Source organism: Streptomyces sp. NPDC053493 (assembly GCF_044544825.1).
In the GTDB taxonomy this organism is placed as follows: domain Bacteria; phylum Actinomycetota; class Actinomycetes; order Streptomycetales; family Streptomycetaceae; genus Streptomyces.
The window spans coordinates 831,821-854,538 of the sequence record NZ_JBITXS010000001.1 but is presented as its reverse complement, the minus strand read 5'-3'; the positions used below and the strand labels follow the sequence as shown (position 1 = coordinate 854,538).

Genomic DNA, 22,718 nt, shown 5'->3' with positions numbered 1-22,718 from the left:
TGCCGGGTGAGCCCTGTCACATGCCCGTGACATGGAGTGGACAGGTCCGGGAACCAAGATCCGTAACGTTTCTTCCGCAGCCGGCCAGAACTCAACGGACACCGACCGAACGAGAATGTCAGCGGCATGCGGCTCTCCCACCCACCTGCACTTCCTCACTGGAGTCGTGATGCGCACCGCCCTTCGCACCGCCGTCGCCACCGCCCTCCTCCTGGGCCTCGCGACCACCCCGGCCCTCGCCGCCGGCACCGCCCCCGCGGCGGACCACCCGGCCGCCGCCAGGGAGAACCAGGGCACTCTCGTCCGGACCGAGACGGTCTCCGACCACCTGACCGCCAAGATCTACCGGCTGGGCGAGCTCGCCTACCGGGCGGACGTCTTCCAGGACGGCACCCAGGTCGACTCGATCGAGGCCGTCACCCGCTCGGCGGCCGGCAGGACCGGCGGCTGGTACCTCGTCCTGAACCCGGACGGCACCACGCACCACTGGACCGGCAACTCCGTGACCGGCGCCCGCGACGGCCGCTACCGGCTGGCCGACGGCACCGTCCTGGAACTCGGCCGCAACGCGAAGGACGGCCGCGTGGGCCTCCAGCTGATCGAGAACGGCAAGGGCCGCGGTTTCACCTACGTGACCGGCGAGCGCGCGGTGTGGACGTACGGCAAGGCCGTCGTCGTCCTCGAGCGCGACGCCGACCTCGCCGCGTACGTCCCGGGCGCGGCCCGCCAGGCGGCGCCGGTCTACGTGGGCGCCACGGGCGGCGACGAGAAGCCGGGCGGCGGCGAGAAGCCGGGCGGCGGCGAGAAGCCGGGCGGCGGCGAGAAGCCGGGCGGCGGCGAGAAGCCCGGACCGACGCCGGCCGAGATCATCAGCGGCCCCACCGCCACCGGCCCGTGCACCGTCACCGAGGTCATCGCCTCGTCCTACGGCGGCGGGTGGACCGTCACCCTCACCAATGACCTGGACAAGGGCCCCAAGGCCGTCCTCAAGGACGCCAAGGGCAAGACCCTGGAGACGGTCGACCGCGCCCACCCCGGCCCGACCGGCCTGGGCCAGAAGATCGTCGGCGCCGGCACCCGCACCCCGCGCTACGGCCAGCACACCAACGGCGGCGACACCGCGCCGTACCGCTGGAACGACTTCCCGAAGCTCCCGAAGGACTGCGGCACGACCGCCACCCCGAAGCCCACCGCCTCGACCGGCACCGGCACCGGCACCGGCACCGGAACTGGAACCGGCACCGCCACTGGCGTCCAGGGCGGGCAGACGACCGTCGTGCCCAAGGGCGGTGTCGCCGCCGGCGCGGAGTTCGGCAGCGTCGAGCAGGCCAACGACGTCGCGCTGCTCGCCTCCGGCGCGGGCGCCGCGGCGGTCGTCGCCGCCGGCCTCGGCCTCACGGCCCTGCGCCGCCGGTCCGCCGGCCGCGGCTGACGCCCGCGGTCTGGACGGCCGACGCGGCGTGCCTGACGCCCTTGCGCGGCTTACACCCCTGACCGAGCCGCCGACCCCTCCGTCCACTGCCCGGCGGGCCGCCCTCCTCCTCGGCGGCCCGCCGCACCCCGTTCCCGGAGCACACCCATGACCCGCCGCCGCCCTCTCCTCCTCGTCCTGGCCGGCGCCGCCGTCGCGCTCGCCGGCTGCGCCGGACCCGCGGGCGGCGCGCCCGCCGCCGCCCCGGCCGTACCGGCGCCGCGCGTGACGACGGCCGCCGCGCCCGCCCCCACCGGGTCGCCCGCCACGCCGCTGCCGCGCTCCGAGCCCGTACGCGTACGGGTGCCGGCGGCCGGCGTCGACACCGGGCCGGTGCTGCGGCTCGGCCTGAACGACGACGGCACCGTGCAGGTGCCGTCGGTCGACCAGGCCGACCGGATCGGCTGGTACGACAAGGGCGTGACGCCCGGCGAGACCGGGCCGGCCGTCCTCATCGGCCACTACGACACCGCCCGGGGCCCCGCCGTCCTGCGCGACGTCGCGCGGATCCACGTCGGCGACCCGATCACCGTCACCCGTGCCGACGGCACCGACGCCGTCTTCCGCGTGCGCGCGGTGGAGCAGGTCACCAAGAAGGCCTTCCCGACCCGCAAGGTGTACGGCGACACCAGCCGTCCCGAACTGCGCCTGATCACCTGCGGCGGCGAGATCGTCGACGGCCACCGCCCCGACAACGTCGTCGTCTACGCCGACCTCGTCACCTCGGCCGCGTGACGGCTGAGGCACAATCGGCCCCATGACGACCCCCCAGCCGCCCTCCGCGCAGCCGTCCGAGCCCGCCCCGAAGGACCGCGTCTACCGCTCCCCGCTGGGCATCGCGGGCGGCGTCTTCCTGCTCGTCCTCGCCGTCGTCTTCGGCGGGGACGCGATCATCCGGGGCGACGGGCGCACGCCTTGGGCGGCGCTCGCCGGGATGATCCTCGTGGTGCCGCTGATCGTCGCCTTCACCATCCGGCCGGCCGTCCAGGCCAACGACCGCCGGCTGCGGATCCGTAACCCGTTCCGCACCCTCACGCTGCCCTGGGCCTCGGTCGCGGACGTCCGCGCCGGCTACTCCAGCGAGGTCCTCATGCACGACGGCCACCGGTACCAGCTGTGGGCCGTCCCCGTCTCGCTGCGCCAGCGCAAGCGCGCCGCGCGCCGCGCCGCGACGGCCTCCCAGGACGACCCGCACGGCCGAACCTCCGTCACCGCCGACGTCAACGACCGCGGCTCCCGTCAGGCCCCCGCCGACCAGACCGTGGCCGACCTGCGCGACATGGCCGAGCGCCTGGCCGGCACGCCCGAGGCACAGGGCGAGCCGCAGGTCCGGTGGGCGTACGAGGTGATCGCGCCGGCGGTGGCCGGTCTGGTGCTGCTGGTGATCCTGACCGTGGCCGGCTGACGCCGCGGGGCGCCCGCACGGGCCGTGCTGTACGGGCGGGGGCGGCCCCGCACTCGCCGCGGGCCCGGGTTCGTCAGGGCGGGCCCGGCCAGACCAGGAGCATGTGGCCGCCCAGCCAGGCCGAGGTCAGCGCCGCCAGGCCGAGGACCACGGCCGCGGCGGCCGGGCGGGCGCGGGAGACGGCCAGGGCGACGGGAAGCAGCAGCGGGAAGCCCGGCATGAGGAAGCGGGCGCGCGGGAAGTAGACGCCGGCGCTGCCGAGGACCACCACGAGCAGCACGCCGCCGAACACGAGCAGCGGCAGCGGCTGGCGGCCCGCCACGCACAGGACGTACAGGGCCGCCGAGAGGACCAGGACGGCGGAGACCGCGACCAGGAACAGCGGCGGGCGGGCGGACAGGACCAGCAGGCCGCGCAGCATCCGCAGCGTCGTGAGGCCGCCGTCCCACTGGTTCGTCCAGGTCCGCTGCACCGCGAGGTAGCCGTCCCAGCGGTCCAGTCGCAGCCCCACCCACGCCACGTAGCCCAGCCAGCCCGTCGGCGCCGCGACGGCCGCCGCCAGCGCCGCGGCCCGGCCCCCGCGCCCGCCCGTGCGGGCGGCCTGGAGCGCCGCCACCGACACTGCCGCCGCGACCGCGACACCGGTCGGCCGGGTGAGACCCGCTCCCACCGCCAGGGCCGCCGCCCACGCCCAGCGGCGGTTCAGGACCGCGTAGAGCGCCCACGCCGCCAGCGCCGTGAACAGCGACTCCGTATAGCCCATCCACTGCACCGCCGCCGCCGGCGCCGCGCCCCACAGCACCGCCAGGACCGTGCCCGTACGGCGCCCGTGCAGCCGGTCGCCGACCGCGAACACGCCGAGCGCGGCCAGCAGCGAGCACACCCCGGCGAGCACCAGCGCGACCGAGGCGCGCGAGCCCGGTGTCACGGCCGCGAAGGCCTTGATCAGCGCCGGGAAGAGCGGGAAGAAGGCCAGGTTGTCGTGGTGTCCGGGGCCGCCGAGCTCATGGTCGTAACCGCGGTCGGCGATCTGCAGATACCAGCCCGAGTCCCACGAGGTCGCGAGCAGCGGCCACAGCCCGCGGCCCCGCCCGTGCGCCCAATGGGCGAGGACGGCCAGGCCGAGCAGCCGCACCGCCAGATAGCCGAGCAGCGCCGGCGCCGCCCGGCGCAGCAGCCCGAGCCGCGGCGCGGCGGCGGGACCGCGGCGGGCGGGGACGGAAGGACGGGGAATCAGCACCGGGGACAGGGAAGGCACCGGGTCACCCTGCCCCGGCCGCCGGGACGCGCAGGGCGGGTTGCGGCAGCTGCCGTAGGCAATTCACCCGTAGGGGGAGCGGGCGCGGGGCGTGAGGGAGGGGCGTGGGGGAGGGGAGCAGGCGGAAGGCCCGTACGGAGACGATTCCGTACGGGCCTTCGCGGCGACCGGGCCCCGGGCCACGGGGCCTCGGGACCCACGGGCCCGGGCGAGGTGCGTCCCGGTGTGGCGGGTCAGAGGCCGGCGGCCTGCGCCAGGTCCTTCTTGATCGCGGCCAGGACGCCCGCGGCCGTCGCCCGCGCCGTGCCCAGCTCGCTCGCGCCGCCGACCGGGACCACGACCTCCAGGTAGCACTTGAGCTTGGGCTCGGTGCCGCTCGGGCGGACGATCACCCGGGCCTTGTAGTCGCCCGCCAGGTGGTAGCGCAGACCGTCCGTCGGCGGCAGCGACTCCGTACCCTTCGTCAGGTCCTCCGCCGAGACGACGGTCAGGCCCGCGAGCCGCACCGGCGGCTTCTCGCGCAGCGCCGCCATCGCGTCGGCGATGACGCTCAGGTCCTCCACGCGCACCGACAGCTGGTCCGTGGCGTGCAGGCCGTGCGCCACCGCCAGGTCGTCCAGCAGGTCCGTCAGCGTGCGGTGCTGCTCCTTGAGGACCGAGGCCAGCTCGGCGACGAGCAGCGCCGCCGTGATGCCGTCCTTGTCGCGGACGCCCTCCGGGTCGACGCAGTAGCCGAGCGCCTCCTCGTAGCCGTAGCGCAGGCCGTCGACGCGCGCGATCCACTTGAAGCCGGTCAGCGTCTCCTCGTAACCGACGCCCGCCGCCTCGGCGATCCGGCCGAGCAGCGAGGACGACACGATCGACTCGGCGAAGACGCCGGTGGCGCCCTTGTGGACCAGGTGCGCGGCGAGCAGCGCGCCGACCTCGTCACCGCGGAGCATGCGCCAGCCGCCGTCGACGGAGGCGTCCGGGACGGCGACGGCGCAGCGGTCGGCGTCCGGGTCGTTGGCGATCACGATGTCCGGGTCCACGGCGCGCGCCGCCTCGAAGGCGAGGTCCATGGCGCCCGGCTCCTCCGGGTTCGGGAACGCGACCGTCGGGAACGCCGGGTCCGGGTCCGCCTGCTCGGCGACCAGCGCCGGCGGCGGGAAGCCGTGCCGGGCGAAAGCGGCCGTCAGGACCTCCTTGCCGACGCCGTGCATGGCCGTGTAGACGGTGCGCGCGGAGCGCGGCGAGCCCGGGGTGAGGACGGCGTCCGTACGCTCCAGATAGGCCTGGAGGACCTCGTCGCCGAGGACGTCCCAGCCGCTGTCCGGGCGGGGCACGTCGTTCAGGGAGCGGACGGCGGCGATCTCGGCGGCGATCTCGGCGTCGGCGGGCGGCACGATCTGCGAGCCGTCGCCGAGATAGACCTTGTAGCCGTTGTCGCGCGGTGGGTTGTGGCTGGCGGTCACCTCGACGCCGGCGACGGCGCCCAGATGCCTTATGGCGTACGCCAGGACGGGCGTCGGCAGCGGGCGGGGCAGCAGCGCGGCGCGCAGACCGGCGCCGGTCATCACGGCGGCGGTGTCGCGGGCGAAGTCGGCCGACTTGTAGCGGGCGTCGTAGCCGATGACGACGAGACCGCCGGCCTGGCCCTTCGCCTTGAGGTACGCGGCGAGGCCGGCGGCGGCGCGGATCACGACGGCGCGGTTCATCCGCATGGGGCCCGCGCCCAGCTCGCCCCGGAGCCCGGCGGTGCCGAACTGGAGCGTGCCGGCGAAACGGGCGGCGAGCTCGGCGGTGGCGCCGGCGCCGCGGTCGAGGAGCGCGGCGAGCTCGTCACGGGTCTCGCTGTCGGGGTCCTCGGCGAGCCACGCCTGGGCCCGGGCGAGGAGGTCGTCCTGCGTCACGGTGTGTGCCTTTCGAGTGCGGAAGAAAGCGGTGCGGGATCGAGGTGCCGCTGGGCGGAGCCTTTCCCCACCCCGCCCCTTCCCCTAACCGGGCCCTGCGCGCCCGGCCCCGCGCCGAACGGCCCGGCACCGGCCGGGACCAGGGGCTCCGCCCCGGGCCCTGTCGGGCAGAGGGTCGGCGCACCCCCTGCGTCCTGGCGGACGTGGGGACCGGGGGCTCGCGCCCTCGGAGCAGCGGTGGGGTCCCTACGCCCTGGCGGGCGAGGGAGCCGGATGCCCGGCCGGTCCCGGCCGGAGCGAGGCCACGAGCTTGTCCCGCCCAGGGCGGGCAGGTGAGCTCCGTCGCCGGAACCGGCCCGGGCCGGCAGGTGGGCTCCACGCCCTGCGGGCGGGAGGACCGGGCCCCGGTCGGGACCGGCCCCGGCCCTCCGGAGGGCTGGCCTCCGGAGGGCCCAAGGCTTGTCCACGACTGGGCGCCCGTCCGGGCCCCGACCGGGGCTGGGGCTCCGTACGGGTACGGGTCCCGACCCTCGGGGGCGGAGACTGGCGCCCCGCATGGCAACGGGTTCCGGCCCTCGGAGGCCGGGTCGGGGCCGGCGCCCCGTCACGGGAGCGGGTCCCGGGCCCCGGTCCGGGGGCTGTTGCCCCCGTCACGGGAACGCGTCCCGGGCTTCCGGGCTCCGGTCCGGGGACCAGCGCCCCCTCAAGGGAACGGGCCCCGATCCGGGGCTGCTGCCCCCGGCGCGGGAACGGTCCCGGGCTTCCGGGGCGCAGGCCGGCGCCCCGCGCGGGAACGGCCCCAGCCCTCGGGGTCGGAGGCTCTCAGGCCCGCTACGGGACGGGTCCCGCTCCTCCGGGTGTCGGGCGGCCGGTCGGGTGGCGGCTCGGTCAGGGGAAAGGGACCGGGGTCAGATGCGGTCGAGGACGCGGGTGAGGAGCGCGCCCATGCGGGCCGCCGAGTCGCGGCCGGCCTGGAGGACCTCCTCGTGGTTCAGCGGCTCGCCCGAGAGGCCCGCCGCCAGGTTGGTGACGAGGGAGATGCCCAGGACCTCGGCGCCGGCCTCGCGGGCCGCGATGGCCTCGAGGACGGTGGACATGCCGACCAGGTCGCCGCCCAGGACGCGGACCATGTTGATCTCGGCCGGGGTCTCGTAGTGCGGGCCGGGGAACTGGACGTACACGCCCTCCTCCAGCGTCTCGTCGACCTCCTTGCACAGCGCGCGCAGCCGCGGCGAGTACAGGTCGGTGAGGTCCACGAAGTTCGCGCCGACGATTGGCGAGGCGGCCGTCAGGTTGAGGTGGTCGCTGATCAGGACCGGCTGGCCGGGGCGCATGCCCTCGCGCAGGCCGCCGCAGCCGTTCGTCAGGACGACCGTCTTGCAGCCGGCGGCGACGGCGGTGCGGACGCCGTGCGCGACGGCGGCGACACCGCGGCCCTCGTAGTAGTGGGTGCGGCCGAGGAAGACCAGGGCGCGCTTCTCGCCGATCTTGTACGAGCGGATCTTGCCGCCGTGGCCCTCGACGGCCGGCGGCGGGAAGCCGGGCAGTTCGGTGACCGGGAACTCGGCCTCGGGCGCGCCGAGCGCGTCGACGGCCGGGGCCCAGCCGGAGCCCATGACCAGGGCGACGTCGTGGTTCTCGACACCGGTCAGCTCGCGAAGGCGCGCGGCGGCGGCCTCGGCGGCCTCGTACGGGGTGGCAGTAGCGTTCACTGACTCTCTCGCCTCGGGGAGGGGGGTCCGAGGGGGAGGCCCCGGACGGATTTGATACGCGCAGAAGCCTAGCCCGAGAATCCCTACGCGCGTAGATGACGTCGCGCACGGAGCTGCGATCGTTGTCTTGTCGTTTCCGACAAGAGCCCCGACCGGGCCGGCTCAGCAGGGGCGCTTGCGCAGTTCCATCACGTAGTCGTGGGGCGCGCCCGCGGACTCCGCCGCGTCCGCGACCTCGCCGAGGTAGCGGGCCGACGGCAGGCCGCCCTCGTACGCGTTCAGGACGTACACCCAGGCCGGCTCCTCGCCGTCCAGGGTGTGCACCCGCACCCGCATCCGCCGGTAGATGTCGAGGCCGACGCCCTCCCAGCGGTCCATCGACTCCTCGTCCATCGGCGCGATGTCGTACAGCGCGACGAAGACCTGGGACCGCGGTGCCTCCACGATGGTGGCGAGCGCGCCCTCCCAGCCCATCTGCTCGCCGCCGAAGGTCAGCCGCCAGCCGTTGAGCCAGCCGGTGCCGCGCAGCGGCGAGTGCGGTGCGCGGCGGGTCATGAGCCGCGCGTCGAGGTTGCCGGCGTACGCGGCGTAGAGCGACATGGGGTCGAGGGTACGGGAGCGCGCGGCGTGCGTGACGAAGTCCGTGCCGCGGGCGGCACCCGGCGGCCCCGCGCCCGCCACCGGCTGATCCGCGCCCCGCCCCCGGCGCCGCGCCGGCCCCGTCCCATGCCCGCCCCCGCCGCCGCGCCGGCCCCCTCCCGCGCCCGCCCGCGGCCCGTCCGGCGCCCGTCCGCGGTGTCCGCGACCCGCCGGTGCGGCCCCGGCGCGTGGCCCGTACCCGCGTGCGGGAGAATGGGGTACGCACTTGAAGCGTGCGGGACAATGGCGTACGCACTGCAGCCCAGCGGGGGACCCCCCGGCAGAACGAGAGCGCGAGGCGTAGATCCCAGTGACCCGGATCGTGATCATCGGCGGCGGACCCGGCGGATACGAGGCGGCCCTGGTGGGCGCCCAACTCGGCGCGGAGGTGACCGTCGTCGACTGCGACGGCCTCGGCGGCGCGTCCGTCCTGACCGACTGCGTTCCCTCCAAGACCCTGATCGCCACCGCCGAGGTGATGACCACCTTCGACTCCTCCTACGAGGAGCTGGGCATCATCGTCGCGGACGACACCCCGCACATCGAGCAGGCGGCCCGGGTGGTCGGCGTGGACCTGGGCAAGGTCAACCGCCGTGTGAAGCGCCTCGCGCTCGCCCAGTCGCACGACATCACCGCCTCCGTCACCCGGGCCGGCGCCCGCGTCCTGCGCGGCCGCGGCCGGCTCGACGGGCGGCAGGCGATGGACGGCTCGCGCCAGGTCGTCGTCACGGCCGCCGACGGCTCCGAGGAGACGCTGACCGCCGACGCGGTGCTGATCGCCACCGGCGGTCACCCGCGCGAGCTGCCGGACGCCAAGCCGGACGGCGAGCGGATCCTCAACTGGACCCAGGTCTACGACCTCAAGGAGCTTCCCGAGGAGCTCATCGTGGTCGGTTCCGGTGTCACCGGCGCCGAGTTCGCCGGCGCGTACCAGGCGCTCGGCTCCCGGGTCACCCTCGTCTCCTCTCGTGACCGCGTGCTGCCCGGCGAGGACCCGGACGCCGCCGCGGTCCTGGAGGACGTCTTCCGCCGCCGCGGCATGAACGTCATGGCCCGCTCCCGCGCCGAGTCCGCCAAGCGGGTCGGCGACCGGGTCGAGGTCACGCTCTCCGACGGCCGGGTCATCTCCGGCACCCACTGCCTGATGGCGGTCGGCGCCATCCCGAACACCGCCGGAATGGGCCTGGAGGAGGCCGGCGTACGGCTGAAGGACTCCGGGCACATCTGGACGGACAAGGTCTCCCGCACCTCCGCGCCCGGTGTGTACGCGGCCGGTGACGTCACGGGCGTCTTCGCGCTCGCCTCGGTGGCGGCCATGCAGGGCCGGATCGCGATGTACCACTTCCTCGGCGACGCGGTGGCCCCGCTCAACCTGAAGACCGTGTCGTCCAACGTCTTCACCGACCCGGAGATCGCCACCGTCGGCTACACCCAGGCCGACGTCGACGCCGGCAAGATCGACGCCCGGGTCGTCAAGCTGCCGCTGCTGCGCAACCCGCGCGCCAAGATGCAGGGCATCAGGGACGGCTTCGTGAAGATCTTCTGCCGTCCGGGCACCGGGATCGTGGTCGGCGGCTGTGTCGTGGCCCCGCGCGCGAGCGAGCTGATCCACCCGATCTCGATCGCGGTCGACAACAATCTGACGGTCGAACAGATCGCAAACGCTTTCACCGTGTACCCCTCCCTGTCGGGCTCGATCGCGGAAGTGGCACGGCAGTTGCACACCCGAAAGACGGCGGCCGAGGCGTAGCCTCCCGCCCGGCCGGCGTCCCGGCCTGCGGGAACGGTTCGCCGACCCGGACAACCCCCGGCAAGCCGGGGCATAGATCGATCAACGGCGGGGCCCTCCATATCACTTGGAGGCCCCGCCTGTGTGCATCTTCTGCAATTCGGCGCATAGTGCTGAAAAGTATCGGCCGGTCACGTTACTGTCAGTTTCGTGTTCGCTGCAGAACGTCGCCAGTTGATCCTCGAAATGGTGCGCGCCAATGGAGCCGTGTCGCTCCGCGAGCTCGCCCGCGTCGTCCAGACCTCAGAAGTGACCGTACGGCGAGACGTGCGGGCCCTGGAGGCAGAAGGACTCCTCGACCGCCGGCACGGCGGTGCGGTACTGCCGGGCGGTTTCACGCGAGAGTCCGGCTTCCCGCAGAAATCCCATCTCGCCACCGCCGAGAAGACGGCCATCGCCGATGTCGCCGCCACCCTCGTCGAGGAGGGCGAGGCCATCGTCGTCGGCGCGGGCACCACCACGCAGGAGCTGGCCCGCCGGCTCGCCCGGGTGCCCGGGCTCACGGTCGTCACCAACTCGCTCCTCGTCGCCCAGGCCCTCGCGCACGCCAACCGGGTCGAGGTCGTCATGACCGGCGGCACGCTGCGCGGCTCCAACTACGCGCTCGTGGGCAGCGGGGCCGAGCAGTCGCTCCAGGGACTGCGGGTGTCCCGGGCGTTCCTGTCGGGCAGCGGGCTGACCGCCGAGCGCGGCCTGTCCACGTCCAACATGCTCTCCGCGAGCGTGGACCGGGCCCTGGTGCAGGCGGCGGCGGAGGTGGTGGTCCTCGCCGACCACACCAAGCTCGGCACCGACACCATGTTCCAGACGGTGCCGACCGACGTGATCACCCGCCTGGTCACCGACGAGCCGCCGGCCCACGACGAGCGGGCCGCCACCGAGCTCCAGGCGCTGGCCGACCAGGGCGTGCAGATCGCGGTGGCCGGCACGGGCGCGGCGCCGCACGGCGGCGAGCAGCTCCCGCCGGGCCGCCCGCGCCGCGACCTGCCCCTGCCGGGGCAGCGCGGCCGGCTGCCGGGCGGGCAGTTCCGCGGCGGTCCCGGCGGCCCGGGCGGCCCGCTCGGAGGCGAGGTGCTGGCCCCGGAGCGCCCGGTCCGCGTCGCGGACATGCGCCGCCGCTGAGCGGGCCCGCCCGCGCCGCCGGTACGGGTCGCCCGCCCGCGCCGCCGGCAGGCCCGCCGGCGCGGCCTCGAACGGCCACCGAGCGGTCCCGAAGGGTCTTGAACGGCCCTGACCGGGCCCTGCACGGCCTCGAGCGCCCCGCACGGCCCCGAACCGCCTGCGCCGCCCGCCGTGCGCCGCCCTCAGGTCGTCAGGCCCGTCAGGCCGTCACGCCTTCAGGCCCCGTACGGTCAGGTCGAGCAGGCGGTCCGCCAGTTCCGGGTCCTCCGGGGAGCGTTCGGCGGCCAGGGCGATCGCGTTGGTGAGCTTCATCAGGTCGCCGATCGACACGTCGGCGCGGACCGCCGCCGTCTCCCGGGCCCGGGCCAGCAGGATCTCGCCCGCCGCGCGCAGCGGCTCGCTGCACTCGGCGAGCGCCGAACTCCGGCCGTACGACACGGACATGAGCGCCATCGAGAGCCCGCGGTACTCACCCGCGTGGGCGATCAGGGTGCGCAGCCAGCTGACGAGCGCGACGCACGGGTCGGGTGCCGCGGCCAGCTCGGCGGAGCGGTCGAGGAGGGCGCGCAGGGCGTCCTGGAAGACGGCGCCGAGCAGCGCCTCGCGGGTGGGGAAGTGCCGGTAGAGGGTCCCGATGCCGACTCCGGCGCGACGCGCGATGTCCTCCAGGGAGGCGTCCGTGCCGTGGGCGGCGAAGGCGGCGCGGGCCTCGGCGAGCAGGCGCTCGTGGTTGCGGCGTGCGTCGGCCCGCATGCGTACTCCTTCCGCCGGCGACCGGTCGAGGTGTCACGAAGGGCCCGCAGGCGGTCGTGCCTGCGGGCCCTTCGTACCGTACCCCGGTGTGCCGGGGCCGGGTTCAGTCCTTGATCTCGCAGATCGCGGCGCCGGAGGTGATCGAGGCGCCGACCTCCGCGCCCAGGCCCTTGATGGTGCCGGACTTGTGGGCGTTGAGCGGCTGCTCCATCTTCATGGCCTCGAGGACGACGATCAGGTCGCCCTCCTTGACCTCCTGGCCCTCCTCGACGGCCACCTTGACGATGGTGCCCTGCATCGGGGAGGCGAGGGTGTCGCCCGAGGCGGTCGGGCCGGACTTCTTCGCGGCGCGGCGCTTCGGCTTGGCGCCGGCGGCCAGGCCGGTCCGGGCCAGCGACATGCCGAGCGACGACGGGAGCGAGACCTCCAGGCGCTTGCCGCCGACCTCGACGACGATCGTCTCGCGGCCGGACTCGTCCTCCTCGGCCTCACCGCCCGCCGGGGCGAACGGCTTGATCTCGTTGACGAACTCGGTCTCGATCCACCGGGTGTGGACGCGGAACGGGTCCGAGGTGAACGCCGGGTCGACCACGACGGCCTGGTGGAACGGGATGGCGGTGGCCATGCCCTCGACCTTGAACTCGGCGAGCGCGCGGGCCGCGCGCTGCAGCGCCTGCTCGCGGGTGGCGCCGGTGATGACCAGCTTGGCGAGCAGCGAGTCCCAGGCCGGGCCGATGACCGAGCCGGCCTCGACGCCCGCGTCCAGGCGGACACCGGGGCCGGTCGGCGCGTCGAAGGTGGTGACGGTGCCGGGCGCCGGGAGGAAGTTGCGGCCCGGGTCCTCGCCGTTGATGCGGAACTCGAAGGAGTGACCGCGGATCTCCGGGTCGCCGTAGCCGAGCTCCTCGCCGTCGGCGATGCGGAACATCTCGCGGACCAGGTCGATGCCGGTGACCTCTTCGGTGACCGGGTGCTCGACCTGGAGGCGGGTGTTGACCTCCAGGAAGGAGATCGTTCCGTCGAGGCCGACGAGGAACTCGACGGTGCCGGCCCCGACGTAGCCGGCCTCCTTGAGGATGGCCTTGGACGCCGCGTACAGCTGGGCGTTCTGAGCCTCCGACAGGAACGGCGCCGGGGCCTCCTCGACCAGCTTCTGGTGGCGGCGCTGCAGCGAGCAGTCACGGGTCGAGACGACGACCACGTTGCCGTGCTTGTCGGCGAGGCACTGGGTCTCGACGTGGCGCGGCTTGTCGAGGTAGCGCTCGACGAAGCACTCGCCGCGGCCGAAGGCGGCGACGGCCTCGCGGACCGCGGAGTCGTAGAGCTCCGGGACCTCTTCGAGCGTACGGGCGACCTTCAGGCCGCGGCCGCCGCCGCCGAAGGCGGCCTTGATGGCGATCGGCAGGCCGTGCTCCTCGGCGAAGGCGACGACCTCGTCGGCCCCGGAGACCGGGTCCGGGGTGCCGGCGACCAGCGGGGCGCCGGCGCGCTGCGCGATGTGACGGGCGGCGACCTTGTCACCGAGGTCGCGGATGGCCTGCGGCGGCGGGCCGATCCAGATCAGGCCGGCGTCGAGGACCGCCTGGGCGAAGTCGGCGTTCTCGGAAAGGAAGCCGTAACCCGGGTGGACGGCGTCGGCGCCGGAGTCCGCGGCGGCCTGGAGCACCTTGGCCATGTCCAGGTAACTGGTGGCCGGGGTGTCACCGCCCAGGGCGAACGCCTCGTCGGCCGCGCGGACGTGCAGAGCGTCCCGGTCCGGATCGGCGTAGACGGCTACGCTGGCGATCCCGGCGTCCCGGCAGGCCCGGGCGACGCGGACAGCGATTTCGCCACGGTTGGCGATGAGCACCTTGCGCACGATGGCTCCCTCCTTGAAACAAGCTGAGTTTAGGGACTGCCGACACGGCACTTCGACCCGTCCCCAATGGTGAGCTTGCCCACACGGAGCGTGAATCGAGGCTCGCTCGGGTCGTGAAATCCCTTGTCGCACCACGGTACGCAGGGTTCCTTTACGGCACAGTAGCTCCGGGGTGTGGCGCAGGTCTCTGTTCTCGTGACCAGTCGCCAAATGGGTTTCTTTGTGGAGTCCCTACGAATGGCTCAATGATTCTTTGCCCGTGGAGGGCCCGCTCGCCCACGTTTCACTCCCGTGCGCGAACCCTTGTCCGAGGTTTTACCGGCCAGTAGCCTTCGGCGTGTCGTTCGTACCGGAGGTAACAGCCGCATCCAGGGGGTGGCCGAGGTGGCCCGAAGACCGATAGCGCTCGTGACGGCGGCGGTGCTCTTCCTCGAAGCACCCGGCATCGTGGCGATCAACGCGGTCATGGCCCGGTTCGTGAAGGGCCAGTCGATGTCCCTCGACGGGCTCCATCCCGACGCCATGTACACCGGCACCTGGGCCCTCGGCATCGCCTCCGGCGCCCTGTTGGTGCTGTGCGCCCTCGTCCCGCTGATCGCCGCGATACGCGACCGCCGTCCCGGCCGGGCGGGCCGCGTCCTGCTCGTCGGCTGCGCGGTCGTCCACGGCGCCCTCGGAGCGGTCGCGGTCGGTCTGCTCGGCTGGGCCGCCTTCGCGTTCCTGATGGTGGTGGTCGGCCTGATCGTGCTCACCCTGGTGGCGTACGGCGAGACGCGCGCCGACGCCGCCCCTGAGGCGCCGGCCACCGCCTGAACGGGCCCGGCCGGGGCGGTCCGGCGTGCCTCAGGTCCAGAGGTCGGTGATCGAGACGCCCAGCTTGGCGAGCAGGGTGCGCAGCAGCGGCAGCGACAGGCCGATGACGTTGCCCGGGTCGCCGTCGATGCCCTCGATGAAGGGCGCCGAGCGGCCGTCGAGGGTGAACGCGCCCGCCACGTGCAGCGGTTCGCCGCTGGCCACGTAGGCGGCGATCTCGGCGTCGGTGGGCTCGCCGAAGCGGACGAGGGTGGAGGCGGTGGCCGACTCGTAGCGCTTGGCGGCCGTGTCGTACACGCAGTGGCCGGTCTGCAGGATGCCGACGCGGCCCCGCATCGCCTTCCAGCGGGCCGTGGCCTCCTCGGAGTCGGCGGGCTTGCCGAGCGCCTTCCCGTCCAGCTCCAGGACCGAGTCGCAGCCGATCACGAGGGCGCCGAAGGCCTCGGGGCGGGCGGCGACATGGGCGGCCTTGGCCTCGGCGAGGGCGAGGGCCAGCTCGGCCGGGGTCGGTGCGTGCGTCTTGTCCTCGTCGACGCCGCTCACGATGACCTCGGGAGCGAGACCGGCCTGCCGGAGCAGTCCGAGCCGGGCGGGAGAGGCGGAGGCGAGCACGACACGGCGGCGATCAGCAGTCATGGGGGCAGCGTAGCGAGCCCGTGCTCAGCGTGCGCCGACCACGAACATCGCCACCACCATCGCGAGGGCCAGCAGGACGCCGGCGCGCCGCAGCATCGCCTGCATGTCCCGCATTTCCTTCGGCGGCTCGTTCTTCGGGTCGGACCAGAGCATGCTTCCGATGCTGCGGCGCGGAGGGCCGCGGCGCCTGAGTACGGGTACTCAGGCGCCGCGTGTGAGGGGACTATTCCGCGCCGGCCCCGGCGGCTCCGGTCCCGGCGGCTGAGGCTCCGGTCCCGGCGGCTGAGGCTCCGGACCCGGCGGCTCAGGCTCCGGCGTCCCCGGCCTGGGTGTGCGCGGCCCCGATCTCACCGCCGCCGTCCGTGCCGTCGCCGGTCTCCGTCCCGCCGTCGCCGGTGCGCGCGTACGCGCCGGCGGCCGCGGCGGCCAGGGCGGCGGTGACGGCCCGTTCGGCGTCGGCGGCGGTCAGCTCCTCACGGGTGACCGCGAAGCGGTAGTAGAGCGGCGCCGAGACCGCGCGCAGCACCTCGACCGGGTCGGTGCCGGGCGGGAGTTCGCCGCGGGCGACCGCCCGGGCCGCGACCGGCGCCCACTCGGCGAGCCGGGTGCGGTAGAAGCCGCGCAGGGCGTCGGCGCAGTCCTCGTCGCAGGCCGCGGCCGCGATCACGGCCCGGAAGACGGCGCCCATCCGCGGGTCGGTGAGGGTGCGGTGCACGAGGGCCGCGTTCTCCCGCAGGTCGCCGGCGAGGCTCCCGGTGTCGACGGCCGGCAGGGACTGCTCGGCCATGTCGTGCAGCAGGTCCGCGACCAGGCCGACCGGTGAGCCCCAGCGGCGGTAGACGGTGGTCTTGCCGACGCCGGCGCTCGCGGCGATCTGATCCATGTTCAGCGTGTGGAAGCCCGAGGCCGCGAGGGCGTCCTCGGTCGCGTCGAGGACGGCCCTGCGCACCTTCGCGGTACGGCCGCCGGGCCGCACGGTGCCCGGCACGGCCGACTGGCTCTCGCTCAAATGGGTCTCCAGTTCCATTAAGAACTCTTGCTCTGCTACTGTCGGGGACATCCTAACGGAACGAGCTTCCCATTAAGGGGTCTGTTCATGGCTGCCCTCGATGTCTCCGCGCCCGCCGGCGCCGGCACGCCCGCCGACGCCGCCTCCACCGACACCACGACGAACGCTCCTCCGGACACCCGCATGACCGGCCGCATGCGGCTCGTCCTCGTCGTCCTCCTCGTCGCCCAGTTCATGCTGGCCGTCGACTTCTCGATCCTGAACGTCGCCCTTCCCGTCATCGGCCAGGGACTCGGCTTCAGCCTCGGCGGCCTGCAGTGGATCGCCACCGCCTTCGCCCTCGCCGCCGCCGGATTCACCCTGCTCTTCGGGCGCGTCGCCGACCTCGTCGGCCGCCGCCGGATCTTCCTCGGCGGCATGGCCGTCCTCGGCGTCGCCTCACTCGTCGGCGGCCTCGCCACCGGCCCCGAGATGCTGATGGCCGCCCGCGTCGCCCAGGGCCTGGCCACCGCCGCCGTCACGCCCGCCGGACTCTCGCTGCTCACCTCCTCCTTCCCCGAGGGCCCGCTGCGCGCCCGCGCCCTCGGCCTCAACGGCGCCCTGATGTCCGCCGGCTTCACCACCGGCGCCGTCCTCGGCGGCGTCCTCACCGACCTGCTCTCCTGGCGCTGGGCCTTCTTCATCAACGTGCCCGTCGCGCTCGCCGTCCTCCTCGTCGCCCCGGCCGTCGTCAAGGAGAGCCGCCCGGCCGCCCGGCCGCGCCTGGACGTGCCCGGCGCGATCACCGTCACCGGTGGCCTGCTCGCCCTCGTCTACGGGCTCACCGCCGCCGGCGAGCACGGCTGGACCGACCCCGGCGTCCTCGTCGCCCTCGCCGCGGCCGTCGCCCTGCTGACCGCCTTCCCGCTGATCGAACGGCGCTCCGCCGCGCCCCTCGTCCCGGTCCGGGTGCTGCGCCGCCGCACCGTCGTCTGGGGCAACCTCGCCGGTCTCGTCGCCTTCGCCACCGAGACCTCCCTGGTCTTCCTGATGACCCTGCACCTCCAGGACGTGCTCGGCTTCTCCCCGCTCGCCGCCGGCCTCTCCTTCGGCGTCCTGGGCGCCGGCACGGTCCTCGGCGGCCTGCTCGCCCCGCGCTTCATCGGCCGCTTCTCCGCCCGTACCGCCCTCGTCGCCGGCGGAGTGGTCCAGGCCGCCGCGACCCTCTCCCTCACCGCACTCGGCGACGAGCGGAGCACGTACGCCCTGCTGCTCGCCGGCACCTTCGTCGGCGGCATCGGCAACATGCTCGCCATCGTCGGCTTCATGGTCACCGCCACCTCCGGACTGCCCGACGCCGAACAGGGCATGGCCACCGGCATCGCCACCATGACCCAGCAGGTCGGCATCACGCTCGGCACGCCGGTCATGAGCGCCGTCGTCGTCACCTCCGCCGCGCTCCCCGACGGCATCGGCCGCGCCGTCCTGGTCAACGCGGCCGTCGTCCTCCTCGGCGCGCTCGCCTCGGCGCTGTTCCTCGGACGGTCCCGCCGGGCCGCCTCCCGTCAGCAGGACTCGCGGTAGTCCAGATGCGGGAAGAGGGCCTTCCACTGGTCCGGCTCCACGCCCAGCGGATGGGTCGCGCACAGCCGCTCGTAGACCTTGCGGGTGTCGCGGTCGAGGAGGTACGTGGCCTCCGTCTCGTCCAGGTTGGTCCGATCCGGCAGCACGATCACGTACGGCGTCCTCCCCGGCAGCAGGGCCACGCTGCGCACCCCGTCCAGCGTGGCCACCGCCGGCATCCGCCAGCTGCCGTCCGGCTCGACGTCCCAGATGCGGTACGGCGAGCCGGTGAGGACCCGGGTGCCGTCCGGGGCCACCTGGACGTCGGTGATCTCGCGGTCGAAGCGCAAGGTGTGCCGGACCTTCGGGTGCTTCGGGTCCTTCACGTCCACGAGCCGCACGGTGCCGTCCTGGAGCGTGGTGGCGAGCAGGTCGCCGACCGGGTGGTAGCCGCCCGGAGCCGCCGGAAGCCGGCCGACGGGCTTCGGGTGCCGGATGTCCGTCATGTCCCACATTTGGGCGCTCTGGTCGGTCCGGTCGGCGACCAGCAACCGCAGCGAGCGCACGTACATGGCGTGGTCGCGGGCCGCGTCCTTGAGCGGCGCCGGCACCCGGAAGGGGCGGGTGGGATCCTCGAGATCCCACAGCCGCAGGTTCAGCCCGCGGCTGCGGCCGTCGCCCTCCACGGTCGCAAGACCGCGCGGACCCATGAAGAACATGCTCTCCGGCTCGTACGACGGCGTCACCGCGATCACCGCCCGCCGCACCGGCCGGCGCGGGTCGCGGATGTCCCAGACCGCAGCCGACGGCTCCCGGGACGAGCCGATCACGAGCAGTGCGCCGTCGGGAGACATCGCCGTCCGCACGTCGCCCGCCCGCACCGGCATCTCGCCGCCGGCGACCGGAGGACCGTCGCCGCCCAGGTCCCAGACCCGGAAGGCGTGGTCGTCGGTGCCCTCCGTCCATCGGTGCGCGAGCAGCATCGGCCGGTCGCGGCCGGGCAGGAAGTACCTCGCCTCCCACGGGCGGGGCAGCGTGAAGCTCCTCCGCGGCGGGACACCCTTCAGCGTGTCCGCGGTGCTCATGTCCCAGACGCGGACCTCGCCGCCCAGCAGCGAACCGGCGTCGCTCTCGTCGGTGAGCACGAACCGTCCGTCGGCGCTGTACGGCCGCGTGCCGGGATCCCCGGACGCCAGCCTGCCGGGGACGGCGAGCGCGGGCGCCAGCTCCGGCCACAGCCGTACGTTGCCGCCGGTGTCGCCCAGCGCGAGATAGGCGCCGTCGCGGCTGTAGGCCACCGACTGGGCCGGCTCCCCGCTCGGCAGGGTGCCGTTCTCGGCGGAGGACGACAGCAGGGCCGCGTCGTCGGTACGGGCCACCGCCCGGACCGCGGCCCCGCCCGGATCGCCGGCCTGCGCCGCCGCGAGCATCTTGCCGTCGGGGCGGAAGCTGAGCGACGGCAGGCTACTGCCGTAGCCCCAGGTGCCCTGGAACCCGTCCTCCGGCTTGATCCGGTCGAGCCGCCGCCCGTCGCGGGCGACCGTCCACCAGGCCATCGCGCCCTCGCCGCCGGTCGCCACCAGCAGGTCCCGCTTCGGATGGAAGGCGACCGCCATGACGGACGCGCTGGTGACCGTGGTCAGCAGGGTGGCGCGGGCCGGATCGCGGACGTCCCACAGCCGCACCTCGGCGGGGCGGTTCCGCCCGGACGCGTCCTGGCTGTTGCCGTTGCCCGTGGCCAGAAAACGTCCGTCGTGAGGGAACGCCACCGAGATCAGTTCCGCGCGGGCGACGGTCCGGTCGAGCAGCGGCCTCGGCCGGGACGGCACGGCCACGTCCCACAGCCGCAGCCGCCCGGCCTCGCTGCCCGCCGCGAGCGTCCGCCCGTCGGGGCTGAAGGCGACGCTGAACGACTGCGTCGCGGCGAGCCGCTGCTCGCCGACCTGCTTCGGGTGGGCGGGGTCGGTCACGTCGTACAGCCGCAGCGCGGCCTTGCCCAGTGCGGCGAGCAGCGGGCGGCTCGGGTGGAAGGCGATCGGCGCGGTCCCGTCGAGGCGCAGCTCGGCGCCCCGGGCCGGCGCGTTGGGCACGGTGAGGTCCCACAGCCGGATCCGGCCGGTGCGCCGGCCGACGGCCAGGACCTTCCCGTCCGGGCCGTAGGCCAGGTTGAGTACGGGCTGGCGCACGTCGCCCCGGAGTTCCACCTGAGGGCGGGAGAGGTACGAGGCGTAGAGGCTGGAACGGGTCTCGCTGGTCTCGGCGGTGCGGTACGCGGCGAGACTGAGCCGCAGCGCGGTCTGCGGGTCGCGCTCGCGCATGGTGTCCGCCTGGGCGGCCAGCTGGTTGGCGACGGCGACGGTCTCGCGTGCCTCGGCGTCGCGCTGGGCGCCGCGCGCGACGACGGCGAGCGAACCGGCCAGCACCGCGAGCCCGGCCACCCCGGCGACGATCGCCCGCCGCACGCGCCGACCCAGCCGCTCGGCCCGCTCGCCCGCCACCAGAAAGTCCCGCTCCACGGGCCGGAGCGGCCCGAGCGGCCCCCCGTCCTGACCGGCCACCCGGCCCGCGGCCCGACCGGCGGAGCCGGGATCTTCGGTGCCGGGTGCGACGGCGTCGGGCGCGACGGCCTCGGGACCGTCGGCGCCGGGTGCGACGGGGTTGGGACGGTCGGCGCTGGGCCCGCCGGCCTTCGGACCGCCGTCGCCCGGACCACTCGGGACGCCCGAGTCACCCCGGCCGCGGCCGTCTGGGCCGCCTGGGAGCGGCTGGCCGGGGGTGGCACGCGGCTTCCACCAGGGACGCGTCTTCGGCGGTGGGTCCGTCAGCAGTGAGCGGGCGGTGGCCAGTTGGTCGCCGCGATAGAGCATGGCGGGCGGCCGGCCCGCCTCGTGCCAGGTGTCGGCGGCGTCGCCGACCCGCCGCAGGACGAGCAGCCGGACCCGGTCCGCGCGGATCCAGTCGCGCAGCAGCGGCCACCCGTAGAGCAGCGAGTCGTGGCACAACTGCGCCTCGCCCCGGTCGAGGACGACGAGCCGGGCGTCGGCGAGCCGGTCGAGCAGCTCCCGGTCCGCGTCGCCCTCCGCCTCCGGCACCGGCACCCGGCGGCGCACCGCGCGGCCGCCCGCGTCCACCAGCGTCACCATGCGCAGCAGCAGCGCCCGCAGCCGTGCGCGTCCGTCCGCGTCGAGGGCGTCGTGGACCTCGTCGGCGACCCGGGCCACCGAGCTGCGGATCCCGCCCGCGCTCTCGTAACCGCTGAAGGTGAGCAGGGCGCCACGGCGCCTGGCCCAGGTCTGCTGGAGGGCGTGCGCCAGGAACGGCAGGGCGACGGCCTCGCCGTCCCCGGCCGTCTCCAGGCGCAGCTCGTGCAGCAGATGGCTCGCCAGGCCGTCCTCCAGGCGCAGACCGGCGTGTTCCGCCGGCCGCTCGATCGCCGCGAGCAGTTCGTCGTCGGACATCGCCGGCACGGTGAACTGGCCGGCCCGCACGATCCGGGCGAGCCGCGGGTCGCGCAGGCACGGCCCGTAGAAGTCCGCCCGCAGGCCGAGCACGATCCGCGGCGCCGTCGCCGGGTCCGCGCCGGCCAGGGCCCGGACGAACAGCTCGCGTTCCTCGGCGTCGTCGCAGTCGGTGAAGAGCTCCTCCAGCTGGTCGACGACGAGCACGGCGGGCCCGCCGGCGCCGACGAACCGGCCCGCGCCCAGCTCCCGTTCCACCTCGGCGAACGGTCTGCGCACCGCCTGCGCCCAGCGCTCGACGAGCCGGTGGAAGGGCCGGGCGCCCGGCCCCGGCACCAGCAGCACCGAGCCCGCGCGGCGCTCCTCCAGACCCGCCACCAGACCGGCCCGCAGCAGCGAGGACTTGCCGGCCCCGGACGCGCCCACGAGCACGACGGGTCCCTGCCCGTGCTCGACCTGCCGCCGCAGGGCCTCGGACAACTCCTCGCGCCCGAAGAAGAGATGGCTCTGCTCCGGCAGGAACGGCCGCATGCCGGGATACGGGCACGGGCCGGGCGCCTGTGCCTCGGGCGCCGCGCTCCCGCCCTCGCCGCCGGGCGAGGAAGGGGCGACGGCGAGGTAGCCGGCGTTGCGGGTCACGACCAGATCGCCGGCGCGGCCGACGCCGTCCGCGTACGGGCGCGCCGGACCGCCCTGGAAGCGCCGGTCGAGGATCCGGTAGAGGTCGATGAGCGTCAGCCACTTCGGGCCGCTCGGATCGCCCTCCGCGAGCAGCCGGATCAGCTCGCCGGAGAAGAGCGTGTGCTCCTGGCCGACCGGCGCGAACGAGGCGGCGTAGTGGGTCGCCGAGGCGAGTAGGAAGCTGCCGGCCGGGCGGGCCGAGACGTACGGGTCGCGGTGGGCGCCGCTGGGCGCGGCCTCGGCCCGGCCGGAGAAGCAGCAGTCGAGGACGACGACGGTGCGGGCGGAGGCGTCGGCGAGCAGGTTGCGGATCTCCGCGTACGGCACGGCGTTGACGGTGTCGTCGGCCGTGGCGGTGCGCGTGGTGGCCAGATAGAGCTGCCGGCGCGGGCCGAGCAGGCCGTGGCCGACGAAGCAGAACAGGACGGCGCCGCCCTCCGCGCGGTGGACGGCGGTCCGCACCGCGGCGAGCACCTCCGTCGGGCTCTCCGGGTCGATGATCTCGGTGACCCGGCCGGCCATCCCGGCGCGCTCGCGCAGCAGCCGGGCCAGCTCCCGGGCCGAGCGCGCGGCACCGGGCAGGTCCGCGAGGCCCGCGCCGTCGCCCTGCCGTCCCGTCCCGACGACCACCGCGTGGCAGTCGGCTCCCGCGAGATCCCCCCACTCGCCGCCGGCCATGG

The 22,718-nt window shown here is 74.9% G+C and carries 17 protein-coding genes; 7 read left to right on the top strand and 10 right to left on the bottom strand.

The annotated features are described in order from the left end of the window. Positions 1 to 169 precede the first annotated feature (169 nt). The 3 genes from ACIGO8_RS03810 to ACIGO8_RS03800 all read left to right on the top strand — a co-directional run bounded on the left by ACIGO8_RS03810 (position 170) and on the right by ACIGO8_RS03800 (position 2,876). Positions 170 to 1,432 (top strand): hypothetical protein, encoded by a 1,263-nt coding sequence (locus ACIGO8_RS03810; protein WP_399723381.1) that lies wholly within the window; start codon positions 170 to 172, stop codon positions 1,430 to 1,432. Positions 1,433 to 1,579: 147 nt separating this feature from the next. Beyond that, on the top strand, positions 1,580 to 2,206 hold the full coding sequence (locus tag ACIGO8_RS03805) for a class F sortase (protein WP_399723379.1): 627 nt from the start codon (positions 1,580 to 1,582) through the stop codon (positions 2,204 to 2,206). Positions 2,207 to 2,228: 22 nt separating this feature from the next. Beyond that, a complete protein-coding gene (locus ACIGO8_RS03800; protein WP_399723378.1) occupies positions 2,229 to 2,876 on the top strand; it encodes a PH domain-containing protein in 648 nt (215 codons plus the stop codon). Positions 2,877 to 2,949: 73 nt separating this feature from the next. Here the strand turns inward: ACIGO8_RS03800 and ACIGO8_RS03795 are convergent, their stop codons facing one another. The 4 genes from ACIGO8_RS03795 to ACIGO8_RS03780 form a co-directional block, all read right to left on the bottom strand. Next, positions 2,950 to 4,125: a mannosyltransferase family protein gene (locus tag ACIGO8_RS03795; RefSeq protein ID WP_399724308.1), complete on the bottom strand. Its 1,176-nt coding sequence runs from the start codon at positions 4,123 to 4,125 to the stop codon at positions 2,950 to 2,952. 242 nt (positions 4,126 to 4,367) lie between these two features. Then, a complete protein-coding gene (locus ACIGO8_RS03790; RefSeq protein WP_399723376.1) occupies positions 4,368 to 6,026 on the bottom strand; it encodes a phospho-sugar mutase in 1,659 nt (552 codons plus the stop codon). Positions 6,027 to 6,934: 908 nt separating this feature from the next. Next, positions 6,935 to 7,738 carry a purine-nucleoside phosphorylase gene (locus ACIGO8_RS03785; RefSeq protein ID WP_399723375.1) on the bottom strand — a complete coding sequence of 268 codons (804 nt, stop codon included), beginning with the start codon at positions 7,736 to 7,738 and terminating at the stop codon, positions 6,935 to 6,937. Between the two features lie 162 nt (positions 7,739 to 7,900). Next, a complete protein-coding gene (locus ACIGO8_RS03780; protein WP_399723373.1) occupies positions 7,901 to 8,338 on the bottom strand; it encodes a gamma-glutamylcyclotransferase in 438 nt (145 codons plus the stop codon). Between the two features lie 349 nt (positions 8,339 to 8,687). Here ACIGO8_RS03780 and ACIGO8_RS03775 point away from each other — a divergent pair, with 349 nt between their 5' ends. Both ACIGO8_RS03775 and ACIGO8_RS03770 read left to right on the top strand, forming a co-directional pair. Beyond that, positions 8,688 to 10,127 carry an NAD(P)H-quinone dehydrogenase gene (locus tag ACIGO8_RS03775; protein ID WP_399723371.1) on the top strand — a complete coding sequence of 480 codons (1,440 nt, stop codon included), beginning with the start codon at positions 8,688 to 8,690 and terminating at the stop codon, positions 10,125 to 10,127. Positions 10,128 to 10,352: 225 nt separating this feature from the next. Further along, a complete protein-coding gene (locus ACIGO8_RS03770) occupies positions 10,353 to 11,288 on the top strand; it encodes a DeoR/GlpR family DNA-binding transcription regulator (RefSeq protein ID WP_399724305.1) in 936 nt (311 codons plus the stop codon). A 207-nt stretch (positions 11,289 to 11,495) separates the two neighbouring features. Here the strand turns inward: ACIGO8_RS03770 and ACIGO8_RS03765 are convergent, their stop codons facing one another. Continuing rightward, positions 11,496 to 12,041, bottom strand: coding sequence for a TetR/AcrR family transcriptional regulator (locus ACIGO8_RS03765; protein ID WP_399723369.1), 546 nt, complete (start codon positions 12,039 to 12,041; stop codon positions 11,496 to 11,498). A 103-nt stretch (positions 12,042 to 12,144) separates the two neighbouring features. Further along, entirely contained in the window at positions 12,145 to 13,899 is a 1,755-nt protein-coding gene (locus tag ACIGO8_RS03760) for an acetyl/propionyl/methylcrotonyl-CoA carboxylase subunit alpha (protein ID WP_399723367.1), read from the bottom strand. A 384-nt stretch (positions 13,900 to 14,283) separates the two neighbouring features. Here ACIGO8_RS03760 and ACIGO8_RS03755 point away from each other — a divergent pair, with 384 nt between their 5' ends. Further along, positions 14,284 to 14,712 (top strand): hypothetical protein, encoded by a 429-nt coding sequence (locus ACIGO8_RS03755; RefSeq protein ID WP_399723366.1) that lies wholly within the window; start codon positions 14,284 to 14,286, stop codon positions 14,710 to 14,712. A gap of 30 nt (positions 14,713 to 14,742) precedes the next feature. Here ACIGO8_RS03755 and ACIGO8_RS03750 read toward each other — a convergent pair whose 3' ends face one another. The 3 genes from ACIGO8_RS03750 to ACIGO8_RS03740 form a co-directional block, all read right to left on the bottom strand. After that, positions 14,743 to 15,348, bottom strand: a complete 606-nt coding sequence (locus tag ACIGO8_RS03750) for a nucleoside triphosphate pyrophosphatase (RefSeq protein WP_399723364.1) — start codon at positions 15,346 to 15,348, stop codon at positions 14,743 to 14,745. A 24-nt stretch (positions 15,349 to 15,372) separates the two neighbouring features. After that, on the bottom strand, positions 15,373 to 15,501 hold the full coding sequence (gene mmpB, locus ACIGO8_RS03745) for a morphogenic membrane protein MmpB (protein WP_399723362.1): 129 nt from the start codon (positions 15,499 to 15,501) through the stop codon (positions 15,373 to 15,375). A 151-nt stretch (positions 15,502 to 15,652) separates the two neighbouring features. Continuing rightward, a complete protein-coding gene (locus tag ACIGO8_RS03740; RefSeq protein WP_399723360.1) occupies positions 15,653 to 16,375 on the bottom strand; it encodes a TetR/AcrR family transcriptional regulator in 723 nt (240 codons plus the stop codon). Positions 16,376 to 16,444: 69 nt separating this feature from the next. Between ACIGO8_RS03740 and ACIGO8_RS03735 the strand changes: the two genes are divergently transcribed. After that, positions 16,445 to 17,920, top strand: a complete 1,476-nt coding sequence (locus ACIGO8_RS03735; RefSeq protein WP_399723359.1) for an MFS transporter — start codon at positions 16,445 to 16,447, stop codon at positions 17,918 to 17,920. Here ACIGO8_RS03735 and ACIGO8_RS03730 read toward each other — a convergent pair. Then, on the bottom strand, positions 17,902 to 22,716 hold the full coding sequence (locus ACIGO8_RS03730; RefSeq protein ID WP_399723358.1) for a caspase family protein: 4,815 nt from the start codon (positions 22,714 to 22,716) through the stop codon (positions 17,902 to 17,904). The two genes, ACIGO8_RS03735 and ACIGO8_RS03730, sit on opposite strands and share 19 nt — an antisense overlap. Positions 22,717 to 22,718: the final 2 nt, after the last annotated feature.

Excerpts from the sequence above, each read along its gene's own strand:
- ACIGO8_RS03735 (WP_399723359.1), top strand. The coding sequence starts at position 16,445 with ATGGCTGCCCTCGATGTCTCCGCGCCCGCCGGCGCCGGCACGCCCGCC.
- ACIGO8_RS03800 (WP_399723378.1), top strand. The coding sequence starts at position 2,229 with ATGACGACCCCCCAGCCGCCCTCCGCGCAGCCGTCCGAGCCCGCCCCG.
- ACIGO8_RS03765 (WP_399723369.1), bottom strand. The coding sequence starts at position 12,041 with ATGCGGGCCGACGCACGCCGCAACCACGAGCGCCTGCTCGCCGAGGCC.
- ACIGO8_RS03750 (WP_399723364.1), bottom strand. The coding sequence starts at position 15,348 with ATGACTGCTGATCGCCGCCGTGTCGTGCTCGCCTCCGCCTCTCCCGCC.
- ACIGO8_RS03780 (WP_399723373.1), bottom strand. The coding sequence starts at position 8,338 with ATGTCGCTCTACGCCGCGTACGCCGGCAACCTCGACGCGCGGCTCATG.
- ACIGO8_RS03770 (WP_399724305.1), top strand. The coding sequence starts at position 10,353 with ATGGTGCGCGCCAATGGAGCCGTGTCGCTCCGCGAGCTCGCCCGCGTC.
- ACIGO8_RS03810 (WP_399723381.1), top strand. The coding sequence starts at position 170 with ATGCGCACCGCCCTTCGCACCGCCGTCGCCACCGCCCTCCTCCTGGGC.
- ACIGO8_RS03740 (WP_399723360.1), bottom strand. The coding sequence starts at position 16,375 with ATGGAACTGGAGACCCATTTGAGCGAGAGCCAGTCGGCCGTGCCGGGC.
- ACIGO8_RS03805 (WP_399723379.1), top strand. The coding sequence starts at position 1,580 with ATGACCCGCCGCCGCCCTCTCCTCCTCGTCCTGGCCGGCGCCGCCGTC.
- ACIGO8_RS03730 (WP_399723358.1), bottom strand. The coding sequence starts at position 22,716 with ATGGCCGGCGGCGAGTGGGGGGATCTCGCGGGAGCCGACTGCCACGCG.
- mmpB (WP_399723362.1), bottom strand. The coding sequence starts at position 15,501 with ATGCTCTGGTCCGACCCGAAGAACGAGCCGCCGAAGGAAATGCGGGAC.